The sequence below is a fragment of the Stappia sp. genome (assembly GCF_965276915.1).
GTDB lineage: Bacteria > Pseudomonadota > Alphaproteobacteria > Rhizobiales > Stappiaceae > Stappia.
On sequence record NZ_OZ255709.1, the window covers coordinates 2,024,111 to 2,050,724 of the forward strand.

The 26,614-nt window shown below is 65.6% G+C and carries 21 protein-coding genes and 1 tRNA gene; 8 read left to right on the forward strand and 14 right to left on the reverse strand.

Annotated elements, in window-relative coordinates:
- Window positions 1-54: 54 nt before the first annotated feature.
- From ACQY46_RS09475 to ACQY46_RS09490, 4 genes are all read left to right on the forward strand, one after another.
- The gene (locus ACQY46_RS09475) at window positions 55-579 is read left to right on the forward strand and encodes a FixH family protein (protein WP_428699995.1); all 525 of its coding nucleotides are present in this window, start codon (window positions 55-57) and stop codon (window positions 577-579) included.
- Between the two features lie 51 nt (window positions 580-630).
- Window positions 631-2,853 (forward strand): heavy metal translocating P-type ATPase, encoded by a 2,223-nt coding sequence (locus ACQY46_RS09480; RefSeq protein ID WP_428699996.1) that lies wholly within the window; start codon window positions 631-633, stop codon window positions 2,851-2,853.
- A complete protein-coding gene (gene ccoS, locus ACQY46_RS09485) occupies window positions 2,853-3,029 on the forward strand; it encodes a cbb3-type cytochrome oxidase assembly protein CcoS (protein ID WP_306027287.1) in 177 nt (58 codons plus the stop codon). Before ACQY46_RS09480 ends, ccoS begins: the two co-directional genes overlap by 1 nt.
- A 104-nt stretch (window positions 3,030-3,133) precedes the next feature.
- Entirely contained in the window at window positions 3,134-3,580 is a 447-nt protein-coding gene (locus tag ACQY46_RS09490) for a response regulator (RefSeq protein ID WP_428700458.1), read from the forward strand.
- 25 nt (window positions 3,581-3,605) lie between these two features.
- Here ACQY46_RS09490 and ACQY46_RS09495 read toward each other — a convergent pair whose 3' ends face one another.
- The gene (locus ACQY46_RS09495) at window positions 3,606-4,082 is read right to left on the reverse strand and encodes an RrF2 family transcriptional regulator (RefSeq protein WP_428699997.1); all 477 of its coding nucleotides are present in this window, start codon (window positions 4,080-4,082) and stop codon (window positions 3,606-3,608) included.
- 204 nt (window positions 4,083-4,286) lie between these two features.
- Between ACQY46_RS09495 and ACQY46_RS09500 the strand changes: the two genes are divergently transcribed.
- Window positions 4,287-4,766, forward strand: a complete 480-nt coding sequence (locus ACQY46_RS09500; RefSeq protein WP_428699998.1) for a protoglobin domain-containing protein — start codon at window positions 4,287-4,289, stop codon at window positions 4,764-4,766.
- An 81-nt stretch (window positions 4,767-4,847) separates the two neighbouring features.
- On the opposite strand, the gene ACQY46_RS09505 is transcribed toward ACQY46_RS09500, so the two are convergent.
- Window positions 4,848-5,069 (reverse strand): hypothetical protein, encoded by a 222-nt coding sequence (locus ACQY46_RS09505; RefSeq protein ID WP_428699999.1) that lies wholly within the window; start codon window positions 5,067-5,069, stop codon window positions 4,848-4,850.
- Between the two features lie 202 nt (window positions 5,070-5,271).
- Between ACQY46_RS09505 and ACQY46_RS09510 the strand changes: the two genes are divergently transcribed.
- Window positions 5,272-5,346 (forward strand) — tRNA-Thr (locus tag ACQY46_RS09510).
- A 189-nt stretch (window positions 5,347-5,535) separates the two neighbouring features.
- Here ACQY46_RS09510 and ACQY46_RS09515 read toward each other — a convergent pair.
- Complete coding sequence (locus ACQY46_RS09515; RefSeq protein ID WP_428700000.1) at window positions 5,536-6,237, reverse strand: response regulator transcription factor; 702 nt, start codon at window positions 6,235-6,237, stop codon at window positions 5,536-5,538.
- The gene (locus ACQY46_RS09520) at window positions 6,234-7,688 is read right to left on the reverse strand and encodes a sensor histidine kinase (RefSeq protein ID WP_428700001.1); all 1,455 of its coding nucleotides are present in this window, start codon (window positions 7,686-7,688) and stop codon (window positions 6,234-6,236) included. The genes ACQY46_RS09515 and ACQY46_RS09520 overlap by 4 nt, the downstream gene beginning before the upstream one ends.
- A gap of 224 nt (window positions 7,689-7,912) precedes the next feature.
- On the opposite strand from ACQY46_RS09520, the gene ACQY46_RS09525 reads away from it, so the two are divergent.
- Both ACQY46_RS09525 and ACQY46_RS09530 read left to right on the forward strand, forming a co-directional pair.
- A complete protein-coding gene (locus ACQY46_RS09525; RefSeq protein ID WP_428700002.1) occupies window positions 7,913-13,501 on the forward strand; it encodes an MBG domain-containing protein in 5,589 nt (1,862 codons plus the stop codon).
- 92 nt (window positions 13,502-13,593) lie between these two features.
- On the forward strand, window positions 13,594-15,309 hold the full coding sequence (locus ACQY46_RS09530; RefSeq protein WP_428700003.1) for a ShlB/FhaC/HecB family hemolysin secretion/activation protein: 1,716 nt from the start codon (window positions 13,594-13,596) through the stop codon (window positions 15,307-15,309).
- A 120-nt stretch (window positions 15,310-15,429) separates the two neighbouring features.
- Here ACQY46_RS09530 and ACQY46_RS09535 read toward each other — a convergent pair whose 3' ends face one another.
- The 10 genes from ACQY46_RS09535 to ACQY46_RS09580 form a co-directional block, all read right to left on the reverse strand.
- A complete protein-coding gene (locus tag ACQY46_RS09535; RefSeq protein ID WP_428700004.1) occupies window positions 15,430-15,975 on the reverse strand; it encodes a TetR/AcrR family transcriptional regulator in 546 nt (181 codons plus the stop codon).
- A gap of 111 nt (window positions 15,976-16,086) precedes the next feature.
- Window positions 16,087-16,764 carry a class I SAM-dependent methyltransferase gene (locus tag ACQY46_RS09540; protein WP_428700005.1) on the reverse strand — a complete coding sequence of 226 codons (678 nt, stop codon included), beginning with the start codon at window positions 16,762-16,764 and terminating at the stop codon, window positions 16,087-16,089.
- The gene (locus ACQY46_RS09545; protein ID WP_428700006.1) at window positions 16,761-18,023 is read right to left on the reverse strand and encodes an MFS transporter; all 1,263 of its coding nucleotides are present in this window, start codon (window positions 18,021-18,023) and stop codon (window positions 16,761-16,763) included. The genes ACQY46_RS09540 and ACQY46_RS09545 overlap by 4 nt, the downstream gene beginning before the upstream one ends.
- 12 nt (window positions 18,024-18,035) lie before the next feature.
- Window positions 18,036-20,237, reverse strand: a complete 2,202-nt coding sequence (locus ACQY46_RS09550; RefSeq protein WP_428700007.1) for a TonB-dependent receptor — start codon at window positions 20,235-20,237, stop codon at window positions 18,036-18,038.
- Window positions 20,238-20,353: 116 nt separating this feature from the next.
- On the reverse strand, window positions 20,354-21,031 hold the full coding sequence (locus ACQY46_RS09555; RefSeq protein ID WP_428700008.1) for a maleylpyruvate isomerase N-terminal domain-containing protein: 678 nt from the start codon (window positions 21,029-21,031) through the stop codon (window positions 20,354-20,356).
- Entirely contained in the window at window positions 21,028-22,134 is a 1,107-nt protein-coding gene (locus ACQY46_RS09560) for a cupin domain-containing protein (protein ID WP_428700009.1), read from the reverse strand. The genes ACQY46_RS09555 and ACQY46_RS09560 overlap by 4 nt, the downstream gene beginning before the upstream one ends.
- Before the next feature lie 33 nt (window positions 22,135-22,167).
- Window positions 22,168-22,815: a maleylacetoacetate isomerase gene (gene maiA / locus ACQY46_RS09565; protein ID WP_428700010.1), complete on the reverse strand. Its 648-nt coding sequence runs from the start codon at window positions 22,813-22,815 to the stop codon at window positions 22,168-22,170.
- Between the two features lie 4 nt (window positions 22,816-22,819).
- On the reverse strand, window positions 22,820-23,515 hold the full coding sequence (locus tag ACQY46_RS09570) for a fumarylacetoacetate hydrolase family protein (RefSeq protein ID WP_428700011.1): 696 nt from the start codon (window positions 23,513-23,515) through the stop codon (window positions 22,820-22,822).
- Window positions 23,516-23,555: 40 nt separating this feature from the next.
- Entirely contained in the window at window positions 23,556-25,517 is a 1,962-nt protein-coding gene (locus ACQY46_RS09575; protein WP_428700012.1) for a TRAP transporter permease, read from the reverse strand.
- Between the two features lie 70 nt (window positions 25,518-25,587).
- On the reverse strand, window positions 25,588-26,568 hold the full coding sequence (locus ACQY46_RS09580; protein WP_428700013.1) for a TAXI family TRAP transporter solute-binding subunit: 981 nt from the start codon (window positions 26,566-26,568) through the stop codon (window positions 25,588-25,590).
- Window positions 26,569-26,614 lie beyond the last annotated feature (46 nt).

Here is a 26,614-nt window from a genome sequence, read left to right on the forward strand (position 1 = left end):
CCGATCGGAGGCTTGCGGCTGTTGCGGCTTCGCGGAGTTCGCTAGGATCGAGACATGGCACATCTTACAGAGCATACCTTTAGCAGCGACGACATCAGGCCGGTGACCGGCCGTACGGTGTTCTTCTGGCTTGCCGGGTTCTTCTCGGCGATGCTGATCGCCAACGCGTTCTTCGTCTACTTCGCCCTGTCCTCCTTCCCCGGCGTGGTGACGGAGCAGGCCTACGAGGACGGGTTGGCCTATAATGGACGCATCGCCGCCTCGCGCGCCCAGGTCGAACTGAACTGGGACGTCTCCGGCAAGGTCTGGCGCGATGCCGATGGCGTGGCCCGCATATCGGTGACGGCGCGCGACGCGGCCGGAGCTCCGCTGACGGGGCTGGCGGTGACGGCAAGGCTTTTGCGTCCGGCCAGCCCGGAGCCGGCCCGTACCGTGTCTCTTCAGGAAGGCGAGACCGGAAGCTATTCGGGCGGGGTGGATGCTGTGGCAGCCGGAAGATGGATCCTCGATCTCGACGCGCAGTCAGGCGGCGAGGGGGAGCAGTTCATCTCCCGCAACCGCATCTTTCTCGACCAGTGAGGCAGGCGCCGTCCGTTTTCGGCCGGCGCGCGCAAGAGGGTTTTCGCGGCAATGACGGCGCATGAGCGCGACTGGGATGCCTTTGTCACGTTGACGCCCGAGGGGCATGCCCACATGGATCTCGCGGTGGAGGGTGTCACCTGCGCCGCCTGCATGGTCGAGATCGAGCGTGGCCTCGGCGCTCAGCCCGGCATCGAGAAAGCCCGCCTCAACCTCACCAGCCACCGCCTTGCCGTGGATTGGCGGGATGGCGAGACATCCGCCGAGCAGGTCGTTTCGACATTGTCCCGGCTCGGGTATCGCACCCACCCTTTCGATCCGGCGCAGATGCGCGAACGTGCCGATGCGACGGGCCGCGAACTGCTGCGCTCGCTGGCGGTTGCCGGCTTCGCGATGATGAACATCATGCTGTTGTCTGTGTCCGTCTGGTCGGGCAACGCGTCCGGTATCGACACCGAAACCCGCGACTTCTTTCACTGGCTTTCGGCACTGATCGCCCTTCCCGCTGCCGTCTATGCCGGCCGCCCCTTCCTGCGCTCCGCCCTTTCGGCCATCTCCGCCCGACGCCTCAACATGGATGTGCCGATCGTCATCGGCGTGTCCCTGGCGTTGTTCCTGTCCGTCATGCAGACGCTTCAGTCGGCGCATCACGCCTATTTCGAATCTGCCGTGATGCTCTTGTTCTTCCTGCTGACCGGCCGCTATCTCGACCATATGATGCGCCGCCGAACGCGGGCCTTCGCGGAGAATATCGCGGCGCTGAAAGCCGAGACGGCGGCTCTCCTGCGCCCGGACGGGTCCCTGCGCGAGGTGCCGCTGTCGAAGGTGGCGCCGGGCGATCTGATCCATGTCCGCGCCGGCGAGCGTGTGCCGCTGGACGGCAGGGTCGAGACGGGACACTCGGAAATCGATCAGAGCCTGGTGACGGGCGAAACCGCGCTGGCCCCGGCCGGGCCGGGCGATGTCGTCTATGCGGGCACGCTGAATGCAGCGGCCAACCTGACGGTGCGCGTGACGATGGCCTCCGGGGCGACGCTGCTGGATGAGGTGACCCGTCTTCTGGAGACGGCCTCCCAGGCGAAGTCGCGCCATGTGCAACTCGCCGACCGGGCGGCATCGCTCTATTCCCCGCTTGTGCATCTGGCCGCGCTCCTGACCTTCATCGGCTGGTTCGTCCTCAGCGGCGACTGGCAGCAGGCGCTGGTGGTGGCGATCTCGGTGCTGATCATCACCTGCCCATGCGCGCTTGGGCTGGCCGTGCCGGCGGTCCAGGTGGTGACCTCGGGCCTGCTCTTCCGCGCCGGGGTGCTGCTCCATGCGGGCGATGCGGTGGAGCGGCTGGCGGAGGCCGACACGATCGTCTTCGACAAGACCGGAACCCTGACGCTGGCGGTGCCCGATCTTGTCAACGCTGACGAGGTGCCCGTTGCAGTGCGCGAGCTTGCCGGACGGTTGGCACTTGCGAGCCGTCACCCGCTGGCCGTGGCCCTTGCCCGTGCCGCGAACGCCAGCGTGCCGGTCGAGGGTGCGCGCGAGTGCCCCGGCGAGGGGGTCGTGGCCGAGCTGGGCGGACGGGAGGTGCGGCTCGGCGGCGCCGTCTTCTGCGGCCTGCCCGAAACGGCCGCGCACGCCGCGCTTGCAAGCTATCCCGGAGCCTCGCTGATTGCTTTCCGCGATGGAGACGAGGCGCCTGTGCCCTTCGCCATCGCCCAGAAGCTGCGCCCCGATGCCACTGAGACCGTCGCCCGCCTGCGGGAGCTCGGCTACCGGCTGGAAATCCTGTCGGGTGACCGCGCCGCGCCCGTGGCCGATGTGGCCGAACGACTTGGCATTGCCGATTGGAGGGCCGGCATGAAGCCGGCCGACAAGATCGCGCGGATTGGCGAACTGGCGGCGGACGGCGCCCGGGTTCTGATGGTCGGCGACGGGCTCAACGATGCGCCGTCTCTCGCCGCCGCCCATGTGTCCATGTCGCCGGTCACGGCGGTGCATGTCGCCCAGGCCGCCGCCGATGCGGTTTTCCTCGGCGACAGGCTGATGCCGGTGGCCGACGCCCTTCGCCACGCGCGGCGCGCCCGTGCCGCCATGGTCCACAACCTGTGGTTCTCGACGGTGTACAATCTGGTCGCGGTGCCTTTTGCCGTCGCCGGGCTCGTCACGCCGCTTCTCGCGGCGCTGGCCATGTCCTCGTCATCCGTCGTCGTTACCCTCAATGCCTTGCGGTTGCGCCTTGATGGCGCGCGCACCAGGCCCGTTGCGGGGGAGGAAAGCTGATGGACGTGCTGATCTATCTTATTCCCGTCGCGCTGGCGCTTGGCCTCATGGGGCTGGCCGGATTCCTCTGGTCGCTCAAGGCAGGTCAGTACGACGACCTCGAAGGAGCGAAGTACCGGATACTGGAAGATGACGACCTGCCGGACGAGAAAGACGGGAATGATCGCGGCGGCTAACCGTTATTTCAGATTTCGCGTGTCATAAGGAGGATCACTGGAGGTCCAACGTGTCGCTTGATCTGGCATCCCTGACATTTCTCCTTGTCGAGGACAGCGCCTATATGCGTACGATCCTGCGCACGATGCTGCAGGGTTTCGGCGCCAGGCGTATCGTCGAGGCCGAAGACGGCGCATCCGGGCTGGAAGCCATGGAGCGCGCCAATCCGGATATTCTCATCCTGGACTGGGTGATGCCGATTCTCGACGGCGCCGACATGGTGCGGATGATCCGCAACCCGCACAATCCCTTCGCCTATATCCCGATCATCATGGTGACCGGCCACACCGAGCGCAGCCGCATCATCGAGGCGCGGCGCCTCGGCGTGCACGAGTTGCTGTCCAAGCCGATTTCGGCCAAGGCGCTGTACCAGCGGGTCAACAGCGTGATCATGCAGCCGCGCGATTTCGTCAAGACCCCGAGCTATTTCGGTCCGGCGCCGCGAGAGATCCGCAATCGCCAGAAGATCTGGCAGAGCATGGACGGCAACGAGGACGGCCAGGCCGCCTGACCGGCAGGTCTTGCAACCGCCGAATTCATGCAAGGTTCGCCTCGCGCTGCAGGGACCGGTCTGCGGGGGATTTCGCCACCTCGGCGAGCAGGGCTTCACGGTTGCCGGCCAGGTCGGCCAGGGTGATACCTTCCAGGTGGTCGAAGAAGCGCGCGAGCGCGGTATCGAACTCCCCCTTCAGCCGGCACGCCATATAGAAGGTGCAGCGCACGCGGCATCCTCTGAGATGACACTCCGTAAGGTAAAAATCGGGCTCGATAAGCTTTACGATCTCCGCAACCGAAATGTCGGACGGGGTGCGGGCCAGGGCGATGCCGCCACTGCGCCCCACGACCGATCTGAGATAGCCATTTTTGCGCATGGTCTGCACTGCCGAGACGACTTGAGATCGATGACTTGCGCTCTTCTCCACTATTTCATCAATAGGCACTATTCTTTCGTCGTTTATGGCTAAGTATATTAGCGTTCTGAGCGCAATATCAGTTCTGTTTGTCAGTTTCATTCAGTTCGACCCTTTTCGAGATGTCGTCTAAATCAAAATAATATTCTGATATATGTTGGAGCGCAATTTTTCAGTAAATATACATCTTCGTTATTTGTTTTAAATCGAAAAACTGGGTGAGATAAATGAAGAAACAACTTGCATGAAAGAATGTGTTGTTTATAGATATGAAAAATCGAAACAAGAAAAAGACTGGCTGGCGGCATGCAGGCGGAATATTGGGCCAAGGTTCACGATCTCGTCGATTTTATCGAGGTGTCGCGGCAGGACATGGTCAATACCGCGGAGGCCTGGGGGATTTTGGCTCCGCACATGCGCATGGTTCTCGACGACTTCTACAGCAACAGGATCATGTCCGAGGAACGCTGGAAGCTGAAGGGAATCGACATCGGTCAGCTGAAAGGCAAACAGCTTTCGTATTGGGGGAAGCTGTTCACCGGAGTGATCGATGACGTCTACCGCACGCAGGTACGCTCGATCGCCGTGGAGCATCACCGGCACGGCGTGACCATGACGGATTACATCGCCTCCTACGGCTGGTTCCTGAACGCCTTCGAGCAGGTGCTGGTTGCCGAGGTCGGTTGTGCAGCGCGCCGTGCCGAGATGATGGCTGCGCTGCGCCGCCTTGTCTTTCTCGACATGACGATCGCTGCGTCGAGCTACTACATCGTCTATGTGGATTGAGGGACGAACCGCTGCCCCTTGGTGCCGAGAGAAGAGGGCGGTCCGGCGGGCGCTGACCCGCGACCGGTGCCTCGGGCCGCATCAGCTGTCGTCGCTGCCACCCTCTTGCGGGGAGGCCGGGGTCTCCGGCGCAGCGGTGTTCCCGGGGCTGTCGTCCGCGCCTGCCTGCCGGCCTGCCGCCTTGCGGCGGCGGAGGTTGGCGCGCAACGCGGCCGCCAGCCGCGCCTCACGCGCGGTGGCCTGTCCGTCCTGGCCCCGGCTGCCGGAGGGATTGTTGTCGGGCTTTTGCGGGCGATCCGGCATGCGCGTATCCAAGGTCTTTGCAGTTGATCGTCCAAGCGCGCCGCAGGCGTTCCGGCCGCTTGTGCAGATATGCCGGAAAAGCTGCGGCGATGACAAGGGCGCAGGTTTTGTCATGGGTTGCGATTGTCGCGTGGATTGCGGCGGCAAATGCCGTGAAGACCCCTTGACCATGCCTGAATTTGCGCATAAACCCGCGCTCATCGCTGCCGTAGCTCAGGGGTAGAGCACTCCCTTGGTAAGGGAGAGGTCCGGGGTTCAAATCCCCGCGGCAGCACCATTTCAGGCGATTGCTTTCCCTGGAGCAAATTGCCTTGGACGGATTTCAGGCCAGCCGGCCTGCGCGCAAGGCTGATTGAAACTCCTGCTGCCTGCCGACCCGCTATCCCAAAATCAGCACCCGCTACCTTCGCGTCCGTGTTCCACACGGCCCTCCGTTCGCGGATGAACGTTGCGGCCGGTCCCGGGCCTAGGTCTCGATGCGCCCCGCAGCGGTGAATGCGTAGCCGATGCCGTAGACGGACTTGATCGGCGATTCCGTCGAGGTCTGGCTGGCGATCTTGCGCCTGAGCCGGCTGACCACCGCGTCGAGATGTCGGTTGTCGAACTGGGTCTGGCGACGCGCCAGCAACCGGGTCAGTTCATCGCGCGAACACGTGTCGCCGTTCTCTTTCTGGATCAGGGCCTGGAGAAAGGTGAACTCGGTGGCGGTCAGCTTGATGGCGCTGCCGTCCGGCGCCACGAGATGCCAGCGGCGCAGATCGAGCAGCCAACGCTCCGGAGCGGTCCCGCCGTCCGGCTCCAGGAGACCGATGCGGCGCAGCAGGTTTTGCACCGCCGCCGCGATTTCGCGCAAGGGAGCATGCTTGACCAGATAGACGTCGGCGCCGCTCTCGAAGCCGCGGATCCGGCTTTCCGCATCGCCATGGGCAGTCAGCATGATGATGCCGCAATCGATCCTGGCGCGGATTTCGCGGGCGAGGTCGAAGCCGCTGGCATCGGGCAATCCGATGTCGAGGATGACGACCTGCGGTGCGGCTCTCTCTGCCAGCTCCTTGCGCAAGGCCGCGGCGGAGGCGACGCCGGTCGCCTCGTAGCCGCTCAGCGTCATGAAATCGATGAGGTCGCCGCGCAGCATCGCTTCGTCCTCGACGATGAGGATACGGGTCACGCCAACTCCTCGATCGTGCCTCTTGCGGTCTCGCTTATGCCGGGCAAAGGCAGGCGTACGGTCGCAATCGTCCCGCATGGTGTACGCGGGCCGATTTGCAGCGTGCCGCGATGGTAGCCCAGAAGCCGCCGGCAGGTGTAGATGCCAAGGCCCGTGCCTGTCGCCGCCTGTGTGTTGGAGGCCCGGAAGAAGCGCTGGCCGACCTGGGCGAGTTCCGCGACGGGTACGCCGATGCCGCGATCGGCGACCGAGATCCGCAAGGCCTCGGGCTCGGCTTCGATCGTGGCTTCCACGTCCTGGCCCTCCGGCGAGTACTTGAGAGCGTTGTCGACGAGATTGATCAGCACGCTCAACAGCATGTCGGTGTCGCCCCAGTAGTTGGGAAGCGGCCTTGCGACGGAGAAGACGAGACGGTCGCTGCGGCCGGCGTGATCGAAGTGGCGCAGCACCTCGTCCAGCAGGGCTTCGAAGTCGATCCGCGTCACCTCCGTTACCCCGTCTTCCTGCCGTTCTGCGGTGAGGAAGCGGTCAATCAGCACGGTCATCCGCCCGGACGCCTCGTCGATGCCGGCCAGCCTCTTGGCGACCGCGTCTGTCGGTTTGTCGAGCAGCATGCCGAGCATCTCGGTCGCATAGCGGATGATGGAGAGCGGCGTGCGGAACTCGTGGCCAACCATGCGCATGAGATGGTGTTGCTCCAGTCGCAATGCCTTCTCCGTGGCGAGGCTGTCTGACAGTTCCCCTTCCAGCCGCTGGCGAACCGCGACTTCGCGGGCAAGGGCGGTGTTGCGGTCACGCAGATCGGCCGACAGCCGCGCGCTGACCATGAACAGCAGGCAGGCAAAGAATGCGAGCAGGAAGAGCGCGCCTTGAAAGATGTACCAAGAGTTGACGTCGGACAGGACCTTGGCACTCTCCACGCTCGCCGGATAAAGCTCCGCGAGCGCACTCTGGAAGATGCTCGCGCCCATATACTCGACAAGCAGGGCGATGGTGATCCATCGCAGCGCGCGCGGCTGGGTCCTGTCGGTGACGAGGGTGCGGCACATCATCGTCATGATCGCCACGGTCACCAGGGTCGAGAGATGGATGCGCGTGGCCAGGCTCTCCGGGACCACGTAAACCGCCACGCTCCACGAGATCACCTGGAACCCGACCAGGGCGAGGCCAAGTCCCAGAATGCGCGGCTGGCCGAGGAAGCGCGCCAGTCCGTCCGCCAGCAGCACGAGACCGAGCTTGATCACCGCGTTGTCGAGGACGATCCGCAGGTCGGAGGGTTCGGGCCCTCGCAGTATCAACAACAACAACCCGAGCGAGATCATCGCGAAGCCGGCCACGATGAACTTGAGCTCGTAGAGACGGCGCCAGGTGAGCCAGACCAGAAGCCATACGACGGTCTGCAGGGAAGTGTTGCAGAACTCCAGCAATATGAGGGTATTGAGGTCGAGCATCCCTCCTCATGCCTCGCCTGCGGCACCGGCGCAAGTCATCAACCGGCCCACTCCCGGCGATCCGGCCGAGATACGCGAAGGATTCCGGGCGATTTCTGGCAGCTTGTCAGATTTGGTCAGAATTGATCGGAATTGGTAGGTGGTATCGCAAACTTCCCCATCGGTATTTAGCCCTACACGTCCGCTGCCGTCCTCAGCGGCACAAGCATGCAGGGAGAATGTCGATGGGTGTGCGCCACGCACCGTCTCGCACGACGGGTCACCGCAAGTCGGGTCGTGGATCCGCCTCCTTCGTATCGGCCAAGGGCCGGGCGACCGGCGGGGGCTCGCGCGGTGCCCTTGCGGCCCTGCTGGTCACGAGCGCGCTTGTTCCGCTGCCCCTGTCGGCGCAGGAGGTTCTTCCGAGCGGCGGCCAGTTCACCAGCGGCTCGGGCACGATCACGCAGTCCGGCTCGTCGCTGAACGTCACCCAGTCTTCCGCCGCCGGCATCATCAGCTGGAACGGGTTTTCCATCGGCCAGGGCAGCAGCGTCCATTTCGACAATGGCTCTGGCGCCACGCTCAACCGCGTGACCGGAAACATCCAGAGCCGCATCGACGGCGCGCTGACGGCAACCGGCAGCCTCTATCTGGTCAATCCGGCCGGTGTCGTCGTCGGCACCGGCGGCATGGTCGCCACGGGCGGCTCCTTCGCTGCCTCCACGCATGACGTGACCGACGCCGACTTCCTCGACGGCGGCGGCCTCACCTTCAAGGGCACGAGCCGGGCCGGCGTGTTGAACGCGGGCACGATCTCCTCCGCGCAGGGCGATGTGGCGCTGATCGCACGCTCTGTCATCAACACCGGCACGGTGGCGGCGCCGAACGGCACGGCCGGCCTTGCCGCCGGTTACGAAATCCTGATGAAGGACGCCACTGACGCGGACGGTTTGCTGTCGGTGAAGATCGGCGGAGGTGACACCGAGGCGGTCAATTCCGGCACCATTGAAGCCGCCAACGCCGAGATCCGCGCCAACGGCGGCAACGTCTATGCCCTTGCCGGCAATACCGACAGCGTGATCAAGGCATCGGGCGTCAGCCACACCGGCGGCCGCATCTTCCTGACCGCCGGGGAGACCGGTCAGGTGAAGGTCACGGGGCGCCTTCAGGCCAGACGCTCGGTGGCAAGCGCGCCGCCGCCGGTTCCCGGCGCAAACCCGGCGCGCGAGGGCGGAAACATCACGATTACCGCCGGCGATGTCGACATCTCAGGCACGATCGACGCATCCGCCGAGGGCGCGGGCACGAACGGCGGCACCGTCATGGCACTCGCCGCGCAGTCGATGACGTTTTCCGGACGCATCGAGGCGAACGGCGGCCGTGGCGGCGAAGGCGGCTTCGTCGAGACGTCCGGCAAGACCATCTCGGTTGCGGATACCGCGCGCGTGTCGACGCTCGCGCAAGAGGGCAGGGCCGGCACCTGGCTGATCGACCCGGCGGATCTCACGATCGCGGCCTCCGGCGGCGATATGACGGGGGCGACGGTTTCCGCCAATCTGGCCTTGGGCAATGTCACGCTGGACAGCGATACGGGCCTCAGCGGCACCAACGGCGACATCTTCATCAACGATGGCATTTCGTGGAGCTCCGACACGACGCTGACGCTTGATGCCGTCCGCAATATCGAGATCAACGCCGACATCGCGGGGTCGGGCGCGAATGCCGGCCTGGCGATGATCTACGGCGGCAGCTACAGCTTCGACAATGCCTCGGTGACACTGTCGGGCGCGTCCGCCGCGCTGAGCCTCAACGGCACGGCCTATACGCTGATCCACAGTGCCAGCCAGCTTCAGAACATGAACCTCGACATGGCCGGCCACTACGCGCTCGCGCAAGCGATCGACGCCTCGGCCTTCGTCGGTTTCGTGCCTGTCGGAACGGGAGTAAATCCGTTCACCGGCACGCTGGCCGGTCTTGGCAACGAAATTTCGAACCTCACCATCAATGGTGGTGGCGGCACGTACAAGGGCCTCCTTGGTTCGGCGAACGGCGCGACCGTGCGGGATATCGGACTGGTCAATGCGACCGTGACTGGCGGTGCCTATGTCGGCGCCCTTGCCGGCTTCGCCCGTGGGGGCACCACCTTCACCAATGTCCACGCCAGCGGCAGCGTCACGGCGTTGAGCGGCTATACCGGCATGCTGGTCGGATCCTTGTATGGTGGCAGCATCACACATTCCCATTCGTCGGGCTTGGTCACAGCCTTGAACATGGCGGGCAACGCCGGCGGGCTGGTCGGGCAGATCTCGTCGACGAGCGTGCTCGACAATGTCTTCTCGACAGCGGCCGTGCGCGGCAACGAGAACCTCGGCGGCCTTGTCGGCGTCAGTAGCGGCGCCATTTCCAACGCCTATGCGATGGGTTCCGTCACCGGCGTTGCCAGCGGCGGCCAGGCGGCGCAGAACATCGGCGCGCTCGTCGGCGGCCAGTCGGGCGGCTCGATCACCAGCTCCTACGCCACCGGTTATCTCACCGGGGCGAACGATATCGGCGGGCTCGTGGGCGTCAATCCGAGCAACGTCACCAACAGCTACTGGGATGCCGAAACGACCGGCACACCGACGGATACCGGAGGCACGGCGGCAACGACCGAGGAACTCCAGGGGACGCTGCCTGCCGGTTTCGATCCCGATGTCTGGGGCATTGGCGCAGGCTTGTACCCCTATCTGAGGTGGCAGTTCGACACCACGCCGGTCGCCGTTTCCGGCAATGCCTACAGCGACGCGGGCACAACGGCGCTTGCAGGGGCCGATGTCAGTGCGATCTCCGGCGGCGCGCTTGTCGGCAGTGCGGGCACGGGCGCCAACGGCTACTACTACATCCTCCTGCCGTCGGGCTCGATCGGCGCGGCCGGCGCGCTCGCTTATCTCGATGGCGAGAGCACGCAGGGCGCGGCTTTCGGCGACGCCGTCACCGCGACCGGCGTATCCGGCCTCGATATCTACGGCTCGGCGCTCAATCTCGTGGCCGGGGGCAGCACGCTCGGCAGCACGCTGGTCAACCTCAACACGACCCTCGGGGCCTACTCGGATACGGATATCAACTTCTTCAATCCGCTGTCGACGAAGGTCACCTATGACGGCTACGGGCTCTACCTGCAGGCGGATCAGGCCTACGCCCTCAACGGAAACCTGACCTCCGGCGGCCTGCTGTCGCTTGGCGGGAGCGGGACCTACAGCGTCAGTGGTAATCGCGCCCTGACGGCGGACGGGGACCTGACGCTTGCAGCCGCGTTCGCGTGGTCTGACACTTCCGCGCTTACACTCGGAACCATCAATGGCGGCGACATCCAGCTTGACGCGGGCATCACCGCCGCAAACGGCTCGCTGACGATCAGTGGCAGCGGATCGGTCGCCACCGGCACGAACGGCACCGTCGATATCGGCATCTTCGACCTTGTCGCCGGCGACTGGCGGCAGCTTGGTGCGGCACTGCCTGCTTTCGCGGCCAGCGACTTCCGTCTCGACCCGGTCGACGCGACGTTCCTGCGCGCGCTGGGCGGCGACGGTTCGCCGGGGACGCCCTACAGGATCGCGGACCTCTACGGCCTGCAAGGCATGGCGTCAGAAACTTTGCTCAACAATGACTTCGTCCTGGAAAACGACATCGACGCGTCGGGCACCACGGCCTGGAACGGCGGCGCAGGCTTCCTCGCCATCGGCACGGATGGGGTCGACTTCATCAATGCTTTCGCCGGCTTCACGGGGTCGTTCGACGGTCAGGCTCATACGATCACCGGGCTATACATCGACCGGGCAACCGCCTCTCTGGTCGGGCTGTTCGGCGCGACAAGCAACGGCTCGACGATTTCCAACCTCACGCTTGCCGGAGGTTCGATCACAGGGTTCGGCCAGGTCGGAGCTGTCGTCGGTTCATCCGGTTCGACAGTGACCAACGTCCACAGCTCGGCAACTGTCAACAGCACGACCGGAGGTGGTTCAATCGGCGGTCTCGTCGGGTCAAACAACGGTGCCATCAGCGGGTCTTCCGCGACCGGCGCGGTGACCGGGACGGGCGCCGTTTCGTCCATCGGCGGTCTGGTCGGGGATTCGTCCGGAACCATCGACCTTTCCTACGCGACCGGCACGGTGACGACGGGCGGAGCGCTCAACGCCAACTTCGATGCGGGCGGACTGGTCGGCGTCTCATTCGGAACGATCAGCCGGTCGTTCGCGACCGGTGACGTCTCGACACTCGGCAACGCCGCCGGCGGGCTCGCGGGCAGCAACTACGGTACGGTCGAGAATTCCTATGCGACCGGCAATGTATCCGCCTACACCTATGCAGGCGGTCTTGTGGGCATCCAAAATTTCGACGGCCCGATTGCCAACTCCTATTCCAGCGGCACGGTCGTCGCGACCGACGGCACGGCCGGCGGCTTCGTCGGCCTGGTCGGCTTCGGAGCCGAGAACACATTCCAGAACAATTTCTGGAATACGGAAACGTCCGGCGAGAGTGATCCGGCGGGTTTCAACTTCGTTGCGACGCTTCCCGGCGTTTCCGGCCTCACCACCGCGGGGATGCAGACCCTGGCAACCTTCACGGGCGCCGGCTGGGACATCGATGGCGAGGGTGGCACCGGTGCTGTCTGGCGCATCTACGAGGGCCATACGTCGCCACTGCTTCGCGCCTTCATGACCGGCGTCACCGTCACGGTCGACGACAAGTCGAAGACCTATGACGGTACCGCCTATACCGGCTTCACCTACACCGCGTCGGATCCGGGTGCCGTATTTGATGGGACGCTCGGCAGCGATCTGACGTCCAGCGACGCCGGCACCTATACGATCGCCAACGGCCTCTACTCCGGCCAGTTCGGCTATGACATCGCGGTCAATACCGGCACGCTGACGATCGATCCGCGCACCATCACGGTGACGGCGGATGCGGTGAGCAGGGCGTATGGCGACACCAACCCGACCTTCACGTTTGGCTATAGCGGCCTCGTGGCCGGCGACGACGGGTCGGTCTTCAGCGGTGCCTTGAGCACGGCTGCAGACGAGACGACCGGCGTTGGCAGTTACGCCATCGGGCAGGGCACATTGTCGGCGGGAGGCAACTACGCCATCGACTATACCGGTGCCAACCTGACGATCGATCCGCGCACCATCACGGTGACGGCGGATGCGGTGAGCAGGGCGTATGGCGACACCAACCCGACCTTCACGTTTGGCTATAGCGGCCTCGTGGCCGGCGACGACGGGTCGGTCTTCAGCGGTGCCCTGAGCACGGCCGCCGACGAGACCACGGGTGTCGGCAGCTATGCCATCGGGCAGGGCACACTGTCGGCGGGAGGCAACTACGCCATCGACTATACCGGTGCCAACCTGACGGTTGACGCCCGTGCCATCACCGTGAGGGCCGCCGACATTCAACGGACGGAGGGGGATCCCAATCCCGCTCTGACGTGGATGATCACCGGCGGCAACCTGGTCAATGGTGATGCCCTTAACGGTGCGCTCGCGACGGCTGCGGATATCGGCTCGCCCGCCGGCGTCTATGCCATCGAGCAGGGGACGCTCGGTGCATCCGCGAACTACGCGCTGACGTTTGTGCCCGGCTCGCTGACCGTCAATACGGCCCCAACGTCTCCGGGACACCCGACGTCCCCGCAAATCTTCGAGAGCGATGCACCGCTGTTCGTCAGACCTGACGGCATTGGAGGGCCCGAGTTCGGCTTGTGCGAAGTCGGCGTTGTCGGCTCCTCGGAAGCCCGCGTCGTCTATCCCTGCAATCGGCTTTACGGCACGTGGCTCAGTGCGAGCGCGCAGTGAAACGAGCCCGGAAAACGATGGTGAACATTATGTATTGCGTAAGGTGCTGCCTCCTCGGCAGCCTGGCAGGCTTGTCGAGGGCGACGGCCCTCGTGTTTGCGATCGCGGTGTTCGGCGCGAACCCTGCCGAGGCCCAGTCCGCGATCGAACGCCATCCTCCCCGTCAGCCCGAGATGCCGGCCACGTCGGTCTCGGTCGACGCCCAGGATTTCGGCATGGCGACCGATACACCACTTGGAGTCGATCTCGCCGGTATCCGCATTGTCGGAGAGACCGGGGTCGTGGTTGAGCGACCCGAGGCGGGCATCAGCGGGCTTGCGGCCTCGATCGACCCCGTCGTCATGCGTGGTGCCCTGGCCCCGTTCCTTGGCCAGCCCTTGTCACTGGCGCTCGCGCGCGACATTCAGGCGGCCATTGCGCGCCGGTACCGTGCCGCCGGTTTTCCATTTGTCTCGGTGACGCTGCCGCCGCAGGAGATCACCTCCGGCGTGCTGCAGGTACGCGTGATCGAATTCCGCCTGGGCACGGTGGCGGTCAACGGCGATCCCGCTGAAGGCGGCCTCCGCGACCGGCTGCGGGCGAAGCCGGGCGAACGAATCGACGCGGCGCAACTGGACGAGGATCTCTCCTGGCTCAATCGCACGCCCTACCGCCGCGCGGAGGGCGCCTTCAAGCCTGGCGAGGAGGCGGCGCTCAGCAACCTTGACCTGACGGTGCGCATGGAGCGGCCGTGGCAGGCCTTCGCCGGCTGGTCCAATTCCGGTTCCAGGGCTTCGGGACGCAGCCGCTACTTCGCCGGAGCCAACGCCTATATTGCCGCGCTCGGTGGCACGGTGGTGTCCTACCAGCTCACCGGCAGCGACACGCTCTTCGCCGACCCGGGTCGCCTCGCACCGCAAGACGGCGACTACCCGGACTATCTCAGTCATTCCGCCCGCATCACCATTCCCACCTTCGCCCGGCAGGAACTGGAAATCGCTCCGGCCTTCGTGGCCAGCCGGCAGGATACGAACCCGTTCATTGCTTTCGAGAACCGGACCTTCGAACTGCCGGTCATCTATCGTTCCGCCGTCTCCAACCTGTTGCCTGGCCACTATTGGGGCGAGGTCTATGGCGGGGTGGAGTTCAAGCGATTGGAGCGCACGACCTTTTTCGCCGGCAATCCGGTGGCAGATGGCGGTGCGGATCTTTTCCAGGTCGTCCTCGGCTGGACCCGCACCTTCGACGACAGTTTCGGACGCACGGCGATCGATCTGCGCGTGAAGGGCAATCCCGGCGGCGTGCTCGCCAGCAACGACGCAAAGGCCTGGTCGCTCTTTTCCAACGGGCGTGTTGACGACGTGAGCTATGCCTATGCCGCGGTCGATGTCAGCCGGGTCACGCCGTTGCCGTCTGCATTCAACTGGGTCAGCGCCGTCACCGGCGTTCTGTCGGGTCAGCCGCTGCCCGACACGGAGCGCATTTCGCTCGGCGGTCGCTATGCCGTACGCGGTTACGGATACGATGACGTCAGCGTCGATCGGGGCTTCTACTGGCGAAACGAGCTGCGCCTGCCGGCTGTTGCGCCCCTGGGCCGGTTCACCGGTCTGACCGACAGCCTGTCGTCGTATCTCTTCGCCGATGTCGGATACGGCGTCGATGCGGCAAGCGGCAGGTCTTCGACGCTCGCCGGCATTGGCCTCGGCGCGGACTACGATATCGGGAAGTCGGTTTCCGCCGGGGTCAGCGCCGGATACGCGCTCACCAATGCCGGGGCCACGCGGTCCGGCGACTTGGAGATCCAGGCCCATTTCACGGTGCGCTACTGAGGACCGTAGATCCGGTTGGCCATCGCGCATGATTGTGAGCGCCTGGCCCTGAATTGAGCCCTTGCCGGGCGCGACCGGAAAATGGCGGCTGTGTTCGTCCCCGCGCGGGTGAGGATCGCCCTAGGCGTCGCCTGTTCCGCCGGCTGGCGCCAGCTGGAACCGTGCCTCCAATGCGGCAATGTCGATACCGTCGTCGCCATCGCCCACAAGCCGGCGCATGCCCAGCCCGCGCAAGGCGGACAGGAACATCAGGACGTCCGGGTCGCCAGCCTTTCGGCCGTAGTAGTTCGCGACCCGCGCATCGAAGCGGGTCATATGGTCGTCGACAAGCGACCGCAACTCGGGCTCGAGTTGCGCCTCCAGGATCAGGCTCAGGAAGAAGCGCATCCGCCCGGGGTCGGACGTCAGCACGTCGAGGCCCTTGCGGATGGCGGCGGCATGTCCGGGGCCGGCCGCATCGGTTGCCGTGGATTCTGCCGGGCGGCCATGACCTTGCAGGAGCCCCATGATCAGGTCGATCTTTCTGGGAAAGTAATAGGTGAGGTGCGACTGGCGGATGCCGGCCGCCCTGGCGACCTGCGGCTGGGTGAATTTCTTCACGCCGTAGGCCTGCATCAGGTCCAGCGCGGCTTTCAGGATCTTCTCACGTACCGGATCTTCTGACACAGACCTCTCCATGAAGCGGGCATATGGCCGGGGCACCTTCCGCTCGGGACGCGCCGCGCAGAAGGTCGCGGGTGCAACGACAGGGAAGGCCTGCGCGGTTGTCTTGAACTGTCAGTGTCGCAGGCGACTTGAAAAACAGCGATAGTCGAGAGCCTGGAAGAACGATCTTGTATCGTCAAAGCCGGCCGAGCGCAAAAGGCCCGCAAGCCGGTCCCGGTTCGCCGCATCCCAGCTCTTGAGAATACGGCCTTCCATCATGTCCACATCGCTTTCGGGCTGGCCGATCTGTCCGGCCCAGGTCCGGTAGGCGGGATCGAGCGAGGCCGCCGGGGGCACGTAGTCGAGGTGCAGGAGGCTGGCACCGGGCGCGAGCCGGGCGGCGATGGCCTGGAAGAAGGCCTGCTTGGCTTCGTCCCCGGCGAGAAAATGCGTGACCAGATGGGCAACGCAGGCATCGGCCGCATGCCGGGCGTTCAGGGCATCGACCGTTCCGCGCACGATTTCCAGTCTGTCGGCAAACCCGCCGACCTCCGCCTTGGCAACCAGGATGGCGACCATGTCGTGCGAGGGCTCGACGGCGACGAACCGCCACATGGGGCGGTGCGCGGCATAGAGTTCTATCTCGGTCCCGGTTCCGGCTCCGGCGATCAGGATGGTGGCCTCGTTCGGCACCAGCGTTTCCAGTTTTGCCAGCGTCAGCTCGTGGGCCAGGCGATAGCCGGGAACCAGGCGCTCGATCCGGGTGTCGTAGGTGTCGGCATGGGTTCCCGAGAACAGGGGCTTGCTCATTGTTGCGGCTCCAGGCTGGGTTTGTCGTTCGCGGCGGGGCCGGTCCCGGGTTCCGCGGGCACTTGCCGGCATGCGCCAAGCACGGCCGCTGCCAGGAAGGCTGCGACGCAGAACGCCGGGGCGGCGCCGAAGGAGAGCGCGTTCAACAGCGCGCCGAGGATCGGCCCGCAGGCCATCCCGAACCCCTGGAAGACGGCATTGATGCCGGCGGCCCTGCCCTGACCGTCGGCACGGGTTTGCAGGCTGATCGCCCCGAGATTGCCGGGAAACAGGAGGCCGAGGCCGGCGCCGAAGACCATCATCGAGATCAGGATGGAGACATGCCCGGGGGCGGCCCAGACGCCAAGGAGTGCGAGCATCGCCAACAGGCTGCCGCGCACAAGGAACGCCCTCGGCGTCCAGTTGAGCCGCCAGATGACCACACCCTGAACGAAGATCATGCAGAGGGCGGCCGCGGCCAGGATGGACCCGGCTTGTGAAACCGACTGGACCGGTCCGGCCTGGTAGTAGTCCTGGAGCCTGATGGCCATGACCTGCTGCATCACCCCGTAAGCGGCAACCGCAAGCAGCGTGACCAGAAAATGCGGCCACAACCCCTTGACGTTGACACGGGTCCCGGTCGTCGATGCGGGCCGGTCGCGGGGCGGGGCCGTTTCCGGCAGATACAGCCAGGCCCCCGTCGCGGCGAGCAGGAGGAGCGCTGCGACAAGGGCGAAGGACAGGGCGGGGGCCTCGCCGCCGATCCGCCAGGCGACCATGCCGCCCAGTATCGCGCCGAGCCCGAAGGCGGCGCCGAGAAAGCCCATCCCCTGGACCCTGCGGCGGCGATGCGTCGTGTCCGCCATGTGAGCCTGCGCGGCCGGGATGACGCTGCCCGAAAAGCCTGTCTGGAACAGCCGTATGACGAACACCGCGGCAAGCGTTGCGCCCGCGGTGACGCTCATCGAGAACCGGAGGTCGACGAGAACCGCAGTCAAGGCCAGGCATGCCGCGGGTGCGAACAGGCCGAGAAGCAGGACCGGCTTGCGGCCGATCCTCTCCGTCAGCATGCCCCATACCGGGGCCATCACGATGCCGGCAAGCGCCGAGATGCTCATGACCATGCCTGTCTCGAGATCGGAGAACCCCATCCGGCGACCGAGCGGCGGCAGCAGGATGACGGCGAGGCTCATGCCCGAGGCCTTGAAGACCAGCCCCAGGAAGAGGGCCGATCTTGCGGCGAGGCCGGGCGAAGGAAGGGCGGGGGAGGGTGTGTCCATCTTTTCCGCGCCTCAGAAGCGGACCCGGGCGCCAAGCCCGAAAGCCCGTCCGGTGCCCGGAACGCCTGCGAACACGCCGTTGCCGCCGGGATCGGTGCCCGCACGATAGGCGGAAGTCACGTAGCCCTCGTCGAAGGCGTTCTCGACAAAGCCATAAACGTCGAAGGTCTGGCTTTCCCATCCGGCGCGGAGGTTGACGAGATTGTAGGCGTCGAGCTCGCGGCTGTTGGCAGGGTCGATCTGGCGCGACCCCACATGCTGGTATTCGACCCGTCCGTAGGCACTGCCGGCAAGCTCGCCGAGATCCAGGTCGTCGCGGTATTCGGCGAAGAGCGCCGTGGTGAAGCCGGGTGCATAGGGGACATCGTTGCCGATCAGGAGCGCGTTCCGTCCGCCGGTGATCTCGGCGTTCAGCAGCCCGATGTTGGCGCCGAGGCGCAAGGTCTCGGTCGGCCGGGCATCGACGCTCAGTTCCAGGCCATAGGAGCGGGTGTCGGCGTTCTGGACGTCGAAGCGGCCCGCGACGGGGTTGAAGGTGAAGAGTTGCTCGTCGCTGGTGTCGTTGAAGAACACGGACGCGGACATGTCCAGCCAGTCGGCGACCGGGCGGCCTTTCAACCCCGCCTCATAGGACCAGGTGCTGGAACTGTCGAACGCGTTCAGCGGAACGCCCATCGATGCGAACTGGTTGAAGAACAGGTAGCCGCCGGGCTTTTCCCCGCGGGCGATCGTCCCGTAGAGCGTCAGGTCCGGCAGGAGATCGAAACTCACGCCGGCCCGCCCCGTGACGAAGTTGAAGGTGCTGCCGTTGCTCTCGGCATACGTTGCAAGGTTGGGAACCGCGCTCGGCCGGCCGGCATAGGTGCCGTCGAAATCCTGATGTTCGAACGTGTAGCGCGCACCGCCGATGATCCGCAGCCTGTCCGTTGCCGGAATGGTGACCTCGCCGAAGGCGGCAAGGTTGGTTTTCCTGACAGTGCCGGTATAGGCACCGTTCGCCATGGCAAGGCTTGTGATGTCGGTCGTGCTCTCGAAACTGGAATGGAGGCCGCTGACGCCGGCGACCCACTGCCCGTCGTCGCCGATCTGGCCGTTCAGGCGGATCTCCTGGCTGAACTGGGAGCTGACCTCGTCGATGCGGCGGACATTCAGGCCGGGCGCGCCGAAGGCAGACGGAGGAAGTCCGGTCTGGGCGCCGGCGATGAAGCCGTCGAGAATGTCGGCCTCGAGCCCGAGATCGTAGTGGCTGATGCCGGTGAGCGACGTCAGCGTGGCGAAGCCGAGGTCATGGGTGATTTCCAGTGAGGCCCCGCTCGTCTCGACGCTGGAATCCGGCACCGGGCTGTAGGCATTGCGGGGGAAGCCCGGATCGTCGAGCCATACGCCGGTCGTCGGCCGTTCCTCGTTTCTGGAATGGCGCAGGGAGAGCACGGCGTCGGTGCTGTCGGAGAGCTCGGCGCGGATCTTTGCCGACACCGTTCCGGAATACTGCTCCCGAACGGAGCGGTCGTCGCGGGTCACGTTGCCCAGCCCGTCGAAGCTGATGTTCCGGATGTCGCCGTCATATCCGTGAAACGCGCCGGAAATGCGCGCGGTGACCCTGTCCGAGATCGCTCCGTTGACATGGGCACTCAACTGGCGCCGGCCGTGCGAGCCGACCTCGATCCCGGCGCCGGCGCCGAATTCCGCCGTCGCCTCCCGTGTCGACACGACCACGGCGCCCGCCTGGGAGTTGAGGCCGAAGAGCGTTCCCTGGGGTCCGCGCAATACCTGGATGGAGCTGACGTCAAGAAACCGCCGGTCGAAGACGCGGGCGGGAACCGGGACCCCGTCGACATAGTAGTTCACGGACGGGGCGATGAGCGCCGACGACGAGCCGATGCCCCGAATGTTGACGGTGTTGGCAAAACCGAGGCCGCTGTCCGAGAAATTGAAGTTTGGCACCCACCCGGCAAGGTCCGACGTGTTGCGGATGGCGGCGGCTTCAATATCGGAGGCCGGTATCGCGTCGATGGAAAAGGGAACGCGCTCGATCGGCTCTTCGAACTTGCGGGCTGTCACGTGGATTGCGTCGAGGCGTGTCGCTCCGGTGAGATCGATCGTCGCCGCGAGCGTGCCTGTCTCGTCCTGCGCGCGCAGCTCTCCCGATATCGGCGCGATCAGCGCCGCGATCAGGATGGTGCAGGTCATGTCTGTTGCAGTTGGCTTCGGCATCTTGCCCCCGGGTACGCCCACCAATGAATTTTGGTTGGTCTACCAGCCAACAAATATGAGTGTCAAACTCATATTTGTTGGCTGCCGGCCGTAAGGGGCACCGAGGGGAGAAACGTCTACAAGCTGATCACGCCAGAGCATGCAGGCAGTGTTTCGGCGCCGGAGGCGTTGAGTGCCTGAAGGCGGTTGCCGTTTCGCGCGGGCAACAGCTGCGCAATTTGCTCTGCGAGATCGGGCGGAACGTCCGCATGCCGGCCGCCGGCGTCAAGTTCAAGGGCGCAAAGCCAGATGGTGCGGGCGCGCATCAAGGGTGTCTCCCGGATGGCGAAACGCTGTCCGCCTTCGTCTTCGACGACAATCCCCCAGTGGCTGTCCTCAAGGTCGCGCCATTCGACATTGAGATGGATCTCGGCATGCGCAAAGAGATTGCGCAGCGCCCGTGCCGGCTGGGTCGCCTTGCGGCGGATGGCGGTCGGTTCCAGGGAGGCTGCGACCGGCATGGAGATGCCCGGGTGCTGGCGTGCCCAGGCAACGATCTCACTGAGCGCGCGCGCATGATAGCCGACATGGGCGACGATCTCGCGGCGAGGCACGTCCTCGATTGCCGAAGGCGCATCGAGACCGGCGTCGCTCAGCGCGTTCAGCAGCCTTGCAAAATATGCCGTGCCGCGCCGTGCCCAGGAAAGCTCGCGGACCGGGGCGCTCGCCGCGTCGTAGCGCGCGCCGGCCCCCTGCCGCTGGCGCAGCGCGGCGCGAGCCTCATCGAGGCCGCCGGTCGTCGACCGGGCTGTCATCGCCCGGCCGTCTCGACATGGGTGCGGGCGAAGTGCAGGCGCTCCATGATCGGCGCGTCGGAAAAGCGGAAAAGGTCGAACTGCGTCTCCGCCTGCAAGGACCACGGGATCCAGGAGGGAATGACGAACAGGTCGCCGATCTCCAGCCTGTGCTCCATGCCGTCGAGCACGACGGAGCCGCGCCCCTCGAAGACCTGGAAGACGGTCGATCCGACCTCGCGCCGGGTTGGTGTCTGGCACCCCGCACGCAGCCGGTGGAACTCGCAGCGGATCGTCGGCATCACGTCGCCGCCGGTCGTGGGATTGACGTAGCGCACAGCGGCATGCCCCTGTTCCACCGTCGCCGGCTGGCCGTCCTCCTCCAGCAGCAGCTGTTCGTTCAGCGCCCGGTCGGTGAACTCCCAGCGATAGGCGCCGATCGGCGAGTTGACCGTGTCCTGCAATCCTGACAGCGGCCGCAGGCCGGGATGGCACCACAGCCGCTCGCCGCGGGAGAAGCGGGGTGTCGCGTAGTCGGTGACGCGGTCGGAGCCAAACTCGAAGAAGCCGACATCGTTCTGCTGCGAGAAGGGGATGTCGAGCCCGTCGATCCATGCCATCGGCTGGTCGGTATCATTATGGTGGCCGTGGAAGTTCCAGCCTGGCGTCAGCAGCAAATCGCCCCGGCTCATGCGCACCGGATCGCCATTGACGACCGTCCACACGCCTTCGCCCTCGACGACGAAGCGGAAGGCGTTCTGCGAGTGGCGGTGTTCGGGCGCCGTTTCGCGTGGCCCCAGATACTGGATCGCCGCCCACAAGGTCGGGCTGACATAGGCATTGCCGCCGAGGCCCGGATTGGCCAACCCGATTGCGCGCCGCTCGCCGCCGCGTCCGACCGGAACCAGTTCGCCGGACGTCTCGGCGAGCGGCAGCAGCTTCGACCATTTCCAGACATGGGCGAGCGCGCGCGGCTTCGGATGAACCGGCATCAGGTCGCCAATCTGGGTCCACAGCGGGATGAGGTGGTTCTCCTCAAAGCCGCGATAAAGCGCGCGCAGCTCCGGCGTGTCCTCGGGCTGCATGGCGTGCTCGACGGTTTCGTGCGTCATGGCGTCGTTCATGGCAATCCTCGTTCCTGTCTGGAAAGGTCGGGGTCAGGCCGCGTCGGGTTGGTTCGGCGGGGCTGCGTCACGGAAGGCCGGGATGCCGTCAAGCCGGTCGAAAATGCCGGCAATGGTCGGCCAGGCGTTTGTGTCTATGGCGAAGCGCCGGTTGTTCCACACCTGCGCGTAAAGGCAGATATCGGCCAGGCTTGGTGTGTTGCCATGGCAGAAGGCCCCGGTGTCCCGGTCCCGGACCAGCGTGGCTTCCAGCGCGTCGAAGGTGGCCGTAACCCAATGGGTGAACCACGCCTTCTGTGCGGCCTCGTCGGCGCCGAACTGCTCGGCGAGATACCCCAGAACCCGAAGGTTGTTGAGCGGGTGGACTTCGCAGGCGATCATCTGCGCTAGCGCGCGGACCCGCGCCCGCCCGTCCGCATCGGCCGGCAGCAGGGGGGACTGCGGGCAGGTTTCGTCCAGCCACTCGATGATCGCCAGCGACTGCGTCAGCACGCGTCCGTCCTCGCGTTCGAGCGCCGGGACGAGCCCTTGCGGATTGAGGGCGAGAAACTGCGGCGTGCGCGTCTCGCCCTTGCGCAGGGCATAGGCGACATAGCGGTAGTCCAGCCCCTTCAGGTTCAACGCGGCGCGCAGCCGGGTGGAGGTCGAGGAGCGGAAGAAATTGTGCAGGGTCAAGGTCATGGGATCACTCGCGCGGGCCGATTGTGCTGGTGATTTCTCCCATGCCCTCGATGGCAACGGTGCAGATGTCTCCCGCGACGAGCGGTCCGACACCCGCCGGCGTTCCCGTCATGATCAGGTCGCCCGGCCGCAGCGCGATGGAATGCGAGAGGATCGAGACGACTTCCGGCACCGACCAGATCAGCTCGGCAAGGTCCGCCTCCTGCTTGACCGTCCCGTTGACGGCGAGCCGGATGAAGCCCTTGTGCGGATGGCCGATGGCCTCCGCCGGATGCACGGGGCCGATCACGGCCGAGCGGTCGAAGGCCTTGCCGAAATCCCAGGGGCGGCCCTTGTCGCGCGCGGCGAGCTGCAGGTCGCGGCGGGTCAGGTCGTTGCCGATGGCATAGCCGAAGACGTGCGAGAGGGTGCTTTCCCGGGAAATGTTGCGGCCAGCCGTACCGATCACCGCGACCAGTTCGGCCTCGTAGTGAAAGTTCTCCGTCTCCGGCGGATAGGCGATTGTCTCGCCGCTCATCACAACGGCGTCCGCCGGCTTGGTGAAGAAGAAGGGTGGCTCGCGGTCCGGGTCCTTGCCCATCTCGCGGGCATGGGCGGCGTAGTTGCGCCCGACGCAGAAGATCCGGCGGACCGGCAGCAGCGCCTCGCTGCCGACGACCGGAACGGTGGGGACAGGAGCGGGCGGAAATATGTAGGACATCGGTGTTTCCTTCGTTCGGTATCGATTGACAAGGGAGGGGTCAGCGGCCCGGAGCTTCGGCCGTCCGGCGTCTCGAGACGTTGCGCCCCGCGTGCCACAGCAGGGCGAGGGCGAGAAAACCCGCGCCGTTGACCCAGAGCGTCGCCTCGCCGCCGATCCCTGGCGGCAGCAGCAGCGCGATGCCGGCGGCGGCGATCGCCAGCCGCAGCAAGGGACCGGCCGGCCCGTGCAGCCAGCCGATGAAGGCCGCCGAGATCGCGTAGACCCCGAGCACGGCTGTGGCGACGGCCAGGAGACTGTCGAGCGGGTCGCCGATCAGCAGCAGGGCGGGCGAGAAGACGAACAGGAACGGGATGATGTAGGCGGTCCAGCCGAAGCGCATCGATTCGATGGCGGTTGCCATGGGCGGTGCCTTGGCGATGGAGGCGGCGAAAAAGGCGCCAATGCCCACCGGCGGCGTCACCATCGACATCATGCCGAGATAGAAGATGAAGAGATGGGCGGCGATCGGCTCGACGCCGGATTCGATCAGCGACGGGGCGACCAGTACGGCAAGCAGCAGATAGACCCCGACCGTCGGCATGCCCATGCCGAGAACGAGACAGACGGCGGCGGAGATCAAAAGCAGGACAAAGAGGTTCCCCTGGCCGAGGTCCACCAGTGCATAGGTGACGGCGAAACCGAGGCCCGTGACGTTGAGCACGCCGATGATGAAACCGGCGGCGGCCGAGATCATGACGATGTCGGTGATGGCCCCGCCGGTCTCGACCATGCAGTCCCAAAGGTTGCGCAGGCTCATCCGCAACCGGCCGTAACCACAGGTGAGGCCGATCGCCATGGCGGCGAGGGCACCCCAAAGCGCTGACGTTTCCGCCCGCTGGTTGAACCAGAACAGCGCCGCGACGATTGCGGCGAAGGGGATGAGAAAGACCCAGCCGCGCGCCATCACCTGCGACACGGGCGGGATCTCCTCGCCCTCGATCGTCCGGATGTCTTGCTTGGCCGCCAGGAGGTCGGCCTGTGCGAAGAGCGAGACGTAATAGAGAAGTGCCGGCACGATGGCCGCGACGACGATCTCCGAATAGGGTTTCTGCAGGATGTCCGCCATCAGGAAGGCGACCGCGCCCATCACCGGCGGCGCGATCTGCCCGCCTGTCGAGGCGACGGCCTCGACCGCTGCGGCGGTGGTACGGCGGAAGCCGGAATTGACCATCAGGCGGATCGTCACGACGCCGGTGGCGACGATGTTCGACACGACCACGCCGGAGATCGAGCCGAACAGGCCGGAGGCAACGATGGAGATCTTGGCCGCGCCGCCCCGACGGCGGCCCATCGTCGCCATGGCGATGTCGTTGAAGAAACCGGCGCCGCCCGAATACAGCAGGATCTGCCCGAAGAAGACGAAGGCGATGACGACGGTCGCGGCGACATTCAGCGTCAGCCCGAGCAGGCCGTTCGGATCGAAGGCGAGGTAGACCGCCATGCGCGCAGGCGCGACTTCCCGCGTCTGCAGCACGCCCGGCACCAGATGGCCGATCAGGCCATAGGCGCAGATGGCCAGCACGACGATGACGAGCACCCAGCCGACACAGCGGCGCAAGGCCTCGAGCACAAGCAGAAAGAGCAGGCTGCCCGCCGCCAGCGCATCCCAGGGCAGCATCATGGCGCGTCCGACCAGCGAGGGGTAGAACCACGCCACGTAGAAGGACAGGGCCAGTCCCGCGACGCCGAGGACGGGGTCGAGAATTCGCTGCACGCGACCTGCGCGTCGCCGTCCCGCCGCATCCTTGCCGAGAAAGACGAGGCCGAGGCTCAGGCCCAGAACCACGGCCAGGAACTGCTCGGTATAGTAGGAATACCCGAGCCGGGAACCGATGTCGGCCGCCTGCGCCAGGGAAAGCAGAGTGAGCGTGCCGCCGAGCAGGGCCTTCAGCCCGAGAGGCGCACGCGTGTCGCCATCTCCGGCGGTGCCGGACGTTTCCGAAATCTCGTTGATCGCCATCATGTGTCCTGACGGATGCAGCGGGGGATTGGGCCGGACGGCAGATGGGGCCGCCCGGCCATGTATCCGGTCACTCGACCGGGGTCAGTTCCACACCGCGTGCCTTGAAGAAGGCCGCCGCCGCCGGATGGTATTCAAGGCCGGGATACTCCTTGTAGGCGCTTGCCAGGTCGAGCGCGCGCAGCGGCGGATAGGCGTTGCCGATTGCTTCCGCCTCATCGAACAGGACCGTGAGCAGCGTCTTCACCTGCGCGTCGGAGACATGCGTTCCGGCAACCAGGATGTTGTCCCAGGTCACGAAGGCCATCGGTTCCTTGACGCCGACGCGCGGCGGGGCCGGCGCAACCTGCGAGAAGTAGAAGGCCGGGCGGACCTGCCGGATCTTTGCCAGTGTGTCGTCATTGGCCTCGACGGTCAGGAATCGGACCCCGCCGACGGAGGCGTCGACCTCGGCCACCTTCGGGCCGCCGACGGCGAAGAAGGCGCTGTCGACACGGCCGGACGCCATGTCGTCGGAGCCGCGGATCAGCTCGGGCACCGGCACCTGCCGGACGTCGTCCCAGGTGAGCCCGCCTGCGGCCAGGATCGCCGAGATGTGCGAGCGGGCGATCGGGAACGCATCCCAGCCGGACGGCACGCTCTTGCCCTTCAGATCGGCGACCGCCGTCATGCCGGAGCTCTCCTTGACATAAAGACCGACGGGGAACGGGTTGATCCGCGCGATCACCCGCAGGTTCGGCATCGCGGCGTCGTATTCGCCGCTGCCCTGAAAGGCGGAGATCACGTCGTTGACGTCGTTGAGCGAGAACTCGGCGAGCCCCTCGTTGACCGACTGCATCATCTGCGCATTGCCGCCATAGGGCTGCACGACCATGCGCATGTTCGCGCTCTCGCGGGCCTGGCCGGCGATGACCGAGGCCATCGTGTTCCACACCGAACCTTGCGGCGGCGTCGAGATCGACGCGACCTGGGCAGCTGCGGTCCCGCTCATGGCCAGCGTCAGGCCGGCAGCCAGCATGTATCCCGTCAGTGTGTGCTTGTTCGATTTCATGTCTTTCCCTCCCTTTGAAAAATCGTGTCGATGCCTGTCCGGCTTC

What these genes read in the sequence shown, in the direction of transcription:
- ACQY46_RS09560 (WP_428700009.1), bottom strand. Translation starts at nt 22,134, where the DNA reads ATGAACGACGCCATGACGCACGAAACCGTCGAGCACGCCATGCAGCCC.
- ACQY46_RS09545 (WP_428700006.1), bottom strand. Translation starts at nt 18,023, where the DNA reads ATGGACACACCCTCCCCCGCCCTTCCTTCGCCCGGCCTCGCCGCAAGA.
- maiA (WP_428700010.1), bottom strand. Translation starts at nt 22,815, where the DNA reads ATGACCTTGACCCTGCACAATTTCTTCCGCTCCTCGACCTCCACCCGG.
- ACQY46_RS09525 (WP_428700002.1), top strand. Translation starts at nt 7,913, where the DNA reads ATGGGTGTGCGCCACGCACCGTCTCGCACGACGGGTCACCGCAAGTCG.
- ACQY46_RS09505 (WP_428699999.1), bottom strand. Translation starts at nt 5,069, where the DNA reads ATGCCGGATCGCCCGCAAAAGCCCGACAACAATCCCTCCGGCAGCCGG.
- ACQY46_RS09490 (WP_428700458.1), top strand. Translation starts at nt 3,134, where the DNA reads ATGCGTACGATCCTGCGCACGATGCTGCAGGGTTTCGGCGCCAGGCGT.
- ACQY46_RS09480 (WP_428699996.1), top strand. Translation starts at nt 631, where the DNA reads ATGACGGCGCATGAGCGCGACTGGGATGCCTTTGTCACGTTGACGCCC.
- ACQY46_RS09520 (WP_428700001.1), bottom strand. Translation starts at nt 7,688, where the DNA reads ATGCTCGACCTCAATACCCTCATATTGCTGGAGTTCTGCAACACTTCC.
- ACQY46_RS09540 (WP_428700005.1), bottom strand. Translation starts at nt 16,764, where the DNA reads ATGAGCAAGCCCCTGTTCTCGGGAACCCATGCCGACACCTACGACACC.
- ccoS (WP_306027287.1), top strand. Translation starts at nt 2,853, where the DNA reads ATGGACGTGCTGATCTATCTTATTCCCGTCGCGCTGGCGCTTGGCCTC.
- ACQY46_RS09575 (WP_428700012.1), bottom strand. Translation starts at nt 25,517, where the DNA reads ATGGCGATCAACGAGATTTCGGAAACGTCCGGCACCGCCGGAGATGGC.
- ACQY46_RS09570 (WP_428700011.1), bottom strand. Translation starts at nt 23,515, where the DNA reads ATGTCCTACATATTTCCGCCCGCTCCTGTCCCCACCGTTCCGGTCGTC.
- ACQY46_RS09495 (WP_428699997.1), bottom strand. Translation starts at nt 4,082, where the DNA reads ATGAAACTGACAAACAGAACTGATATTGCGCTCAGAACGCTAATATAC.
- ACQY46_RS09550 (WP_428700007.1), bottom strand. Translation starts at nt 20,237, where the DNA reads ATGCCGAAGCCAACTGCAACAGACATGACCTGCACCATCCTGATCGCG.
- ACQY46_RS09475 (WP_428699995.1), top strand. Translation starts at nt 55, where the DNA reads ATGGCACATCTTACAGAGCATACCTTTAGCAGCGACGACATCAGGCCG.
- ACQY46_RS09555 (WP_428700008.1), bottom strand. Translation starts at nt 21,031, where the DNA reads ATGACAGCCCGGTCGACGACCGGCGGCCTCGATGAGGCTCGCGCCGCG.
- ACQY46_RS09500 (WP_428699998.1), top strand. Translation starts at nt 4,287, where the DNA reads ATGCAGGCGGAATATTGGGCCAAGGTTCACGATCTCGTCGATTTTATC.
- ACQY46_RS09580 (WP_428700013.1), bottom strand. Translation starts at nt 26,568, where the DNA reads ATGAAATCGAACAAGCACACACTGACGGGATACATGCTGGCTGCCGGC.